At 38.6% G+C, this 8466-nt stretch carries 8 protein-coding genes; all 8 read left to right on the top strand.

What is annotated here, in order from left to right; translation table 11 throughout:
* Window positions 1–100: 100 nt before the first annotated feature.
* The 8 genes from AB1I62_RS15605 (at window position 101) to AB1I62_RS15640 (ending at window position 8450) form a co-directional block, all read left to right on the top strand.
* Window positions 101–766, top strand: coding sequence for a helix-turn-helix domain-containing protein (locus AB1I62_RS15605; RefSeq protein ID WP_002359135.1), 666 nt, complete (start codon window positions 101–103; stop codon window positions 764–766).
* A 96-nt stretch (window positions 767–862) separates the two neighbouring features.
* Window positions 863–2311: an amidase gene (locus tag AB1I62_RS15610; RefSeq protein WP_048737577.1), complete on the top strand. Its 1449-nt coding sequence runs from the start codon at window positions 863–865 to the stop codon at window positions 2309–2311.
* 65 nt (window positions 2312–2376) lie between these two features.
* On the top strand, window positions 2377–2904 hold the full coding sequence (locus AB1I62_RS15615; protein ID WP_002359138.1) for a histidine phosphatase family protein: 528 nt from the start codon (window positions 2377–2379) through the stop codon (window positions 2902–2904).
* Between the two features lie 121 nt (window positions 2905–3025).
* A complete protein-coding gene (locus AB1I62_RS15620; RefSeq protein WP_033592976.1) occupies window positions 3026–5839 on the top strand; it encodes a sigma 54-interacting transcriptional regulator in 2814 nt (937 codons plus the stop codon).
* 71 nt (window positions 5840–5910) lie between these two features.
* Window positions 5911–6312, top strand: a complete 402-nt coding sequence (locus AB1I62_RS15625) for a PTS sugar transporter subunit IIA (protein ID WP_010827793.1) — start codon at window positions 5911–5913, stop codon at window positions 6310–6312.
* Between the two features lie 19 nt (window positions 6313–6331).
* Window positions 6332–6826, top strand: a complete 495-nt coding sequence (locus tag AB1I62_RS15630; protein WP_002355078.1) for a PTS sugar transporter subunit IIB — start codon at window positions 6332–6334, stop codon at window positions 6824–6826.
* Between the two features lie 23 nt (window positions 6827–6849).
* On the top strand, window positions 6850–7599 hold the full coding sequence (locus AB1I62_RS15635; RefSeq protein ID WP_002355079.1) for a PTS sugar transporter subunit IIC: 750 nt from the start codon (window positions 6850–6852) through the stop codon (window positions 7597–7599).
* Window positions 7599–8450: a PTS system mannose/fructose/sorbose family transporter subunit IID gene (locus AB1I62_RS15640; RefSeq protein WP_048737575.1), complete on the top strand. Its 852-nt coding sequence runs from the start codon at window positions 7599–7601 to the stop codon at window positions 8448–8450. Before AB1I62_RS15635 ends, AB1I62_RS15640 begins: the two co-directional genes overlap by 1 nt.
* Window positions 8451–8466: the final 16 nt, after the last annotated feature.

Consider the following 8466-nt stretch of genomic DNA (forward strand, 5'->3'; position numbering starts at 1 on the left):
AATTTTAATTCGAAAAAATTCCAGTATACTAAATATATCAAAACAAAACACGAGAATTGAGAAAATTTTGAACCAAAAAAGAATTAAGGAGGAATCAAGAATGAAAATAATGGTCATCACAAAAAATATTTTATCAGAAACTGCTTTTCAAAACCGCTTACAGCATTTAGATCACCAAGTTTTTTGTACGACGTGTCTGATTGGTGAAATTAAGGAAAGTCATTTGTTTTATCGAAAATTTGATGCCATCATTCTCAGCGAAACGATTCCTCGCAAAGAACAATATTTATATCTAAAGGAATTAGCCAGAGTTAAAACGCCGTTGTTTCTTCGCTCGGAAGACATTCCTACCTCGGAAGAATTGAGCATTAGCTATCAATATGGCATTCTCAATTGGTTACGATTGGATGCGACTTTGGATACATTAAGAGAAAATCTCCTTTTGGCAGAATTAAATAAACCCATCCAACGAGAAGATGAAAAGTTAGATGTAGAGGGGATAAAGCTAACAGCCGCAGAACGTGCACTACTGGCTGTCTTGTATAGTACGCCAAAAGAACACTTACCAATGGAACGCCTTTGTAAATTAATATATGACACAGAAGAAACAGCCAATAATCGAAAAAAAATGACCAAACAGCTGACAAAATTAAATAAAAAAATTCAAGTAGGGGGCTTTAAAAAACAAGGTATCCAAAATACACGGTATAAAGGCTACAAACTGCATCCGCAGTTGCTTCCTTACATTGGCGAATTATTTACTTAAAATAGAGAAGCACTTGACGAATGAAAATCACCATCACAGGATGACCCCTAAAAACCATGCTATACTAATACTGAATAGTATAGGAGGTGGGTCTGTATGAAAGACGGACTATATTGGGTACAACAATTAAAAGAACAGAAAGTAAGTCACACAGAACTCTTAAAGGATATTGAGAAAAAAGTCCAAAAGTTAAATCCAAAGATCAATGGCTTTGTAACCTTTGACAGCCAAGAAGCAGAAGCAACTTACCAAAAAAATAAACAGCAGGACACACTATTTGCTGGTTTGCCATTTCCTTTGAAAATGTTAGGCCAAGAAAAAGCGGGGTGGTCGGCAACGGCCGGCTCGCAACTTTTTAAAAATAGTACTGCAACAACGACCTCTAACTTTGTCAAACAAGCAGAAACGATTGGTTTGATGCCCTTAGGACAAACCAACGCCCCAGAGTTTGGCTTTAAAAATATTACGGATCCTGCGCTTTACGGGCCAGCCCGCAATCCTTGGAACCTGGAACATTCGCCAGGCGGTTCCAGTGGCGGCGCTGCCGCAGTTGTCGCTAGCGGGATTGTTCCTATCGCCGGCGCTAGCGATGGCGGTGGCTCCATCCGAATTCCCGCCTCTTTTAGTGGCTTAATTGGCTTAAAACCTAGCCGTGGCTCCATGCCTGTCGGCCCAGAAGGCTGGCGAGGCTGGCAAGGTGCCTCGATTGACTTTGCGTTGACTATTTCTATGAGAGACACCAAAGCATTATTTTATGACCTACGTGGTAGCCACAGTGGCGCCCCATACCAAGCGCCCTTGGCAGAATGGCAAACACACACTAAAAAACAACGGCTAAAAATTGCTCTGTGTACCGCTTCGCCTATCGGCTCAATGATTTCGCCAGAAGCAACACAAGCGGCGAAACAAGCGGCTGATTTTCTGGCAGCCGCTGGCCATGAAATCATTGAAATTTCTTATCCAGTCGATGGTGCAGCGCTGATTCGCTCCTATTATCAAATGAACGGCGCAGAAACTACAGCGATGATGAACAGCATTCAACAGGGGCTCGGGCGCCCAATTCGTAAAGAAGAAATCGAACCTTTTTCATGGACCATGCATCAATTTGGGCAAAAGATTCCAGCAGCCACCTATGTTCATTCATTACAGTTGTGGGATCAAGCAGCAGTAACGATGGAAGAACTTTTTCAAAAATTTGATCTGTTTTTATCACCAACAACGGCTTTTTCAGCACCAAAAATTAACGAAGATTTGCAAAGTGAGCACATTCGTCAACGAATGGCGCAAGCAGCAGAATTAACAGAAGCAGAGTTAGCTGAATTAATCTATGATTATTTTGATAAAAGTTTACAGCTAACACCATATACTCAACTAGCGAACTTGACAGGACAACCAGCCATCAGCTTGCCCACACATGTTACGGCAACGGGGTTACCCTTAGGTATTCAATTGCTGGCTGCTCGTGGACGTGAAGATCTCTTATTCCAAGTAGGCGAACAGTTTGAGCAAGAAGGAAAATTTAAATTACCAGAAAGTTACCGCTAAATAGGGTGTTATTGTGACCAAATTTCAGATAAAATAGACACAAGACAAAAAACTGAGGTGGAAAAATGCTGTACGTAGTGAGACATGGTGAAACAGATTATAATGTGGCCCGTAGAATTTGTGGTCATGCGGAAGCGCAATTGACCGAAAAAGGCTATCAACAAGCGGAATTGGTAGCTGAAAAAATTGCCAAACAAGGAATTCAAATCGACCGTTTACTGGCGTCGCCTTTAAAACGGGCGCAAGAAACAGCACGTAAAATTGCGGAACGAAATCAATTGACGATTGAAACAGAACCTCGTTTAATTGAGATGAATTTTGGCATTTATGATGGTGAACCGATTGAAACAACGGCTTTCCAAGAAAATCGTTCTGAGATTTCCTTGCCGTTTCCAGAAGGGGAATCAGTCCTAGATGTCGCGGGTCGAATTTATCCCTTGATTGAGGAAGCCTTGGCTTCAGAGGAAACTTACTTATTTGTTTGCCACAATGCGGTTATGCGAGTCATTGATAACTACTTCAATGGTAAAAAAATCCAAGATTTCTTGGACTTTCATTGTGAAAATACACAACTTGTACAATACGGAGAATAAAAATCAAGTCTTTAATCTTTTGGTTAAAGACTTGATTTTTTTTATGGTAAATAAGAAACCGCTTCCGTTTTAATGTATAATAAATTAACTTTTGGATCAAAAAAGAAATGGGGAAAAGACTATGAGAATTGATAATATTCATCAAGCGTTAAAACAGTTTCACGTACAAAATCCAAGTAGCAAAGCAACCTTGTTGCCCGCAACGGCTTCGCAATTAAGTCAGGCCTCTGGCTATACCCGAACCGCTGTTAGTGAAGAGCTTTCAGAATTAGTGAGAAAAGACCAAGTCGTTAAAGTTAAATCTAGACCAGTGTTATTTTTTGATAAAGACTACTTAGAGGAACAGTTTCCTTTTTTTAAAAGTAGCACGTGCTACGATTCCCTCGCTTCGCTGCAAGAGGACATTTATCAACAGACAGAACAGATACATAAGAAAAAGCAGCTACTGAAAATGAATCCATTTGCGAACGTAATTGGTTTTGATGGGAGCTTAGCAGACGCCATCAAGAAGTTGAAAGCCGCTATTTTATATCCGCCTAATGGCTTGAATATTTTACTTACTGGAGAATCTGGGGTGGGGAAAACCTTAATTGCGGAACAATTACACCAATTTTATCAAGTTAAAATGAACCAAGAAGTTCCGTTTATTTATTTTAATTGTGCAGAATATTTCAACAATCCAGAATTATTAACTTCGCATCTGTTTGGCTATAAAAAAGGCAGTTTTACTGGTGCCGTCAATGACCAAAAAGGCTTAGTGGAGTTGGCAGATGGCGGTTTTTTATTTTTAGATGAAGTCCATCGATTAACGAGCGAAGGCCAAGAAAAATTGTTTACAGTTTTGGATAAAGGGTATTTTACACGGATGGGCGAAGCCGAAAAACAAAGAAATGTATCGATAAAATTTATTTTTGCAACAACCGAAGCAGTCAATCAACATTTTTTGAAAACGTTTTTAAGAAGGATCCCTGTGACATTAGCCATTCCAGCTTTAGCCGAGCGCTCTTTGAAAGAAAAAATTCAATTGATTTTGTCCTTTTTCTTAGAAGAAAGTCAACGGATTCAAAAGAATATCCATATTCGTTATGAGGCGTTGAAACAATTAACGTTTACTCATTTTGAAGCCAACGTTGGCGAATTGAAAGCGGCGATTCAATTTATGAGCGCACAAGCCTATTTAGAAGTGTTCGATCAATTAACGGAAACTATTTGCATTGAAGCAAACGAGGGAACAGTCAAAGAGCAACCTGATGTAGAAAGTCTGCTGGCTTTTAATGAGTGGATACCTAACGATGGCCTCACGATTCAATACAACCATTTTTATTTAAGCAGTCAAGAGTTACTCAAATCGGAAAGTCTGAAAAATGATCGTTTTTATAATTTTCTATTGAAAGAATATGCGGATTTGAAAAAATTAACTCTTTCGACAGAGGATGCGCTAGCAATCATGCAAAACAAAGTCGAGCAACTTTATGATATGGATATTTTTGCTCAAGAACCGCTAGCCATAGAGGCCATTGACGAAACATTGCAGCCAAAAATTCAAGAAGCCATTGTCTTTTTTGAACAATTAATCCAAGAAAAATTGACAGAGGATTTCCAGAATATTTTAATTGTCCACCTTTATTCTGCTGTTTTTTATTCTGCACAAATGAATGAAACATTTTATTCAGATACCAAAAATATCTATTCTGGCAAAGTAACCCAGTATCAAGCTGCTAAGACCATGGTGGACTTTCTACAAACGTTGTTTGGGATTTCTTTTGCTGATACGGAAATCCTCTTTTTTGATCTATTTATTCGTAAAGTCACAGCTAAAAAAAGAGCGCACTCAGTTGAAGAAAACTGTGGCGTTATCGTCGTTGCACATGGTGCCGCGACGGCTAGCAGCATGGTTGAGTACACCAACCTTCTGTTCTCAACAACGGTCATGCGTGCAGTTGATATGCCAATTAATCAATCAGTGGAAGAAACATTAGAAAAAGTCCGTACAATTGTGAAGCAAAATCAGTATAAAAAAATTATTTTAATGGTGGACATCGGTTCCTTGGTTTACTTTGGTAATGCTATCAGTCAAACGTTTCAAATGGAAGTGCTGCTAATTAGCAATATCAATCTCTTAACATTGCTAGAAGTGGCCCGAGAAGTCATTTATGAATCGACGGCGTTTGAGTATCTATTACCAGTCTTAAAAGAAAAAAATCATCGCGCCTTGATTTGCAGTAAAGGTCGCTTCAACGAGGCAAAAGTTCTCATTATTTCCTGTCTAACTGGCATGGGGACTGCTATTAAAATTGAACAGTTGTTACTAAAAACTTTTCCCAATGAATTACTAACGAATGTACGCATCATTACTTTAGAGAAAAGAGAAGTGGAAGACATTGATCGCTTGCATTCTTTTGTTCGGAAAGAAGAGAAAATCGTTGGCATCATTGGCACCGTAAAGACAGAAGTGCCAGATATTCCGTTTATTTCTTTACAAGATTTACTATCGAAGCGGGGCATTCAGCTAGTTTTCGAATTATTAGGCCATCATTTAGAAGAAAAACAAAACCAAGAGTTACTAAAAAAAGTTTCAGCTAAATATATTCAAGGATTATCAATCGAAGCTATTACAGACTTACTAACGGTTTTGAATCCTACAACCATTTCGATCGAATTAGCTAAGATTTATTCAGATATTTGCTTACAAACTAAAATAAAAAGTGACGAAAAGATTTTACTTCGTTTTATCATTCATTGTGCCTGTATGTTAGAACGGCAATTGTTGAATCCAGAATATGACCCGACAGCTTATGAAGTGTCATATCGAGAGTTGCCAGAAGCAGTATCTGTCATAAAAATGGCGTTTCGACCGCTTGAAGTGTCCTATAATCTGTTGATTCCACCTTTGGAAGTGCGCTATATTTATGAATTGCTCTTTGAAAAGGCTTAATTCAAACGGAAATGAAAGTTGGCACACTTATTGCTTTTAATAAAATGATTAATTAGCAAAGGAGTTTGTTTATGGAAAATGAACCAATTTTACTTTTAACACACAATGGTTGGGGCTTGGAATTAGTCAAAAGCGTCCAGATGATCGTTGGAGAAGTCACAAATGTACATGAAGTAGCATTACAAGCAGAGGATTCACTGGGGGATTATTTAGAACGAGTCACAGAAAAAATTGACCAATTAAAGTGGCACAACCAGTTGCTAATTTTAACAGATGTTAAAGGGGGCACACCTAGTAATGTTGCATTGCGTTTATCAAAAGATTATGACCTCCTGATCGTGTCAGGATTATGCACATCGTTATTATTAGAATCCGTCATGAAACAAAGTGGTCCTGGATTTCGTTTACAAGATGCAGAGATGATTCAACAAGCAGCAGTAGACAGTTGTCAAATTTTAGAAATTCCAAAATAAGAAAGTACAGGTGAACAGAATGTCAAAAATCGTATTAACAAGAGTCGATAGTCGTTTAATCCATGGACAAGTAGTGACTAAATGGTTACAACAATCAGGTGCAAATGAAATTTTGGTAGTGAGTGATGAACTAGAGCAAGATGAATTTTTACAAAGTATTTATTTAATGGCGGCGCCTCCAGGGGTTTCTGTAGTAATTAAAGGGATTGAAAGTGCCAAAGAATATTGGGAATCGCAAGAAAAGGAAGAGAAAAAGGTGTTATTTTTAGTGCCAGATTTAACGACCTTAAAAGCGATGGTGGACCAAGAAATTATTAAAGAGGAGATTCAAGTTGGTGGCTTAGGTGGCGGACCAAATCGGAAAAATGTTTTAAAAAATATCAATTTATCTGAAGAAGATGTTGCAATTTTGACTGAACTTTTAACGAAGGGCATTCATGTTTTCTTCCAAGCGATTCCCGAAGAAAATCCCCTACCAATTCAAAAATTAATTGAAAAATATCAATCACTATAATCAGAGAAAAAGGAGAGAATCATATGGGCGTTTTAGGTGTTTCAATTATTATGGGACTTTATTATTGGTTTGCACGTTTGCGTTTTGGGTATACATTTTCAGGCATGCTGTCTCAGCCATTAGGTGCAGCGTTGGTGGCTGGTTTAGCAACAGGAAAACTTAGTGAAGCAATGGTTGTGGGGGCGGGGATTCAACTTGTTTATCTCGGAGTCACCTCCACACCGGGTGGCAATGTGCCTAGTGATCCGGCTTTAGCTTCAGCAATTGCGATTCCAATTGCTTTAGGTGTGGGAATGAATGCCGAGGCGGCTGTTGCACTAGCTGTTCCTTTTGGTGTGTTAGGCGTCTTTATGGATCAATTACGGCGGACCATCAATGCGACGTGGGTGCATATGGCTGATAAATATGCAGAAGAGTTAAATTATGGGGGGATTTACCGAGCTGCGTTTGTTTATCCAGCTTTAGCGGGATTTTTAATTCGCTTTCCGTTGGTTTTTGCGGCGAACTTTTTTGGTCAATCTGTGGTGAATAAAGTCTTAGAAGTTATCCCAGCATGGTTGATGCACGGCTTTGAAGTAATGGGTGGTATTTTACCAGCGTTAGGCTTCGCCTTAACAATTATGGTAATTGGCAAGAAAAATTTGATTCCTTATTTTTTAATCGGTTTTGTTGCAGTAGTATATTTTGGCGCAGAAGTTATGGCCGTCGCTATTTTAGGAATCTGTATTGCCTTTTTAGTTAGAAACAAGGCATTGAGTGAGGAGGCAGCATAATGGAACAAATGACACAAGCAAATGAACAACAATTGGAACAGAAAAAAATTACTAAAAAAGAATTATCCAAAGCCTTTTGGATTTATCAACTAGGCTGTGAATTATCAAATTCTTATGAACGTCTTCAAAGTTTAGTTTTTTGTGCATCGATGATTCCTACAATTAAAAAACTTTACGCAGACGATGAAGAACAACAAAGAGAAGCTCTGAAACGTCATTTGAATTTTTTTAATACTGAAGGAACAGTAGGAGCTTCCATTCAAGGGATTGCAATTGCTATGGAGGAAGAAAAATCCAATGGCGCAGCGATCTCTGATACGGCGATCACATCGATTAAAACTGGGCTGATGGGTCCGCTGGCTGGGATTGGCGATTCGATTATTTGGGCAGCATTAATGCCGTTAATCATTTCCATTTTTATTCCAATGGCTAAAGGAGGTAACGTGATTGGAAGTATCGGTCCGTTGGTTCTGTACACAGCCATTACGTTATACATCAGTTGGACGTTAGTAAATAAGTCCTATACATTAGGGCGTAATTCAATCTTAAGTTTGTTAAAAGACGGCAAAATTAAGCAAGTCATTTATTCAGCAAATGTTTTAGGAATGATGATGATGGGCGCTTTAAGTGCGAGTTATGTTAAAATTGCTAGCCCGATGACGTTTAAAGTTACTGGCGGTGCCACGATTGTTTTACAAGATATCCTAGATCAAATTATGAAAGGGTTACTTCCTTTAGCAGCAGTCCTGGCTATTTATTTCTTCATGGTAAAAAAAGGTCCACGTTACGGTATCATTATCGGCACGATTGTCTTAGTTAGTTTGGTCACTTCATTCTTTGGTTTGTTATAAAGGAGAAAATAATGAA

Origin of the sequence: Enterococcus sp. AN402 (assembly GCF_040719405.1) — a bacterium.
GTDB lineage: Bacteria > Bacillota > Bacilli > Lactobacillales > Enterococcaceae > Enterococcus > Enterococcus faecalis.

Coding starts and splice junctions, on each gene's coding strand:
- AB1I62_RS15605 (WP_002359135.1), top strand. CDS start 101: ATGAAAATAATGGTCATCACAAAAAATATTTTATCAGAAACTGCTTTT.
- AB1I62_RS15610 (WP_048737577.1), top strand. CDS start 863: ATGAAAGACGGACTATATTGGGTACAACAATTAAAAGAACAGAAAGTA.
- AB1I62_RS15615 (WP_002359138.1), top strand. CDS start 2,377: ATGCTGTACGTAGTGAGACATGGTGAAACAGATTATAATGTGGCCCGT.
- AB1I62_RS15620 (WP_033592976.1), top strand. CDS start 3,026: ATGAGAATTGATAATATTCATCAAGCGTTAAAACAGTTTCACGTACAA.
- AB1I62_RS15625 (WP_010827793.1), top strand. CDS start 5,911: ATGGAAAATGAACCAATTTTACTTTTAACACACAATGGTTGGGGCTTG.
- AB1I62_RS15630 (WP_002355078.1), top strand. CDS start 6,332: ATGTCAAAAATCGTATTAACAAGAGTCGATAGTCGTTTAATCCATGGA.
- AB1I62_RS15635 (WP_002355079.1), top strand. CDS start 6,850: ATGGGCGTTTTAGGTGTTTCAATTATTATGGGACTTTATTATTGGTTT.
- AB1I62_RS15640 (WP_048737575.1), top strand. CDS start 7,599: ATGGAACAAATGACACAAGCAAATGAACAACAATTGGAACAGAAAAAA.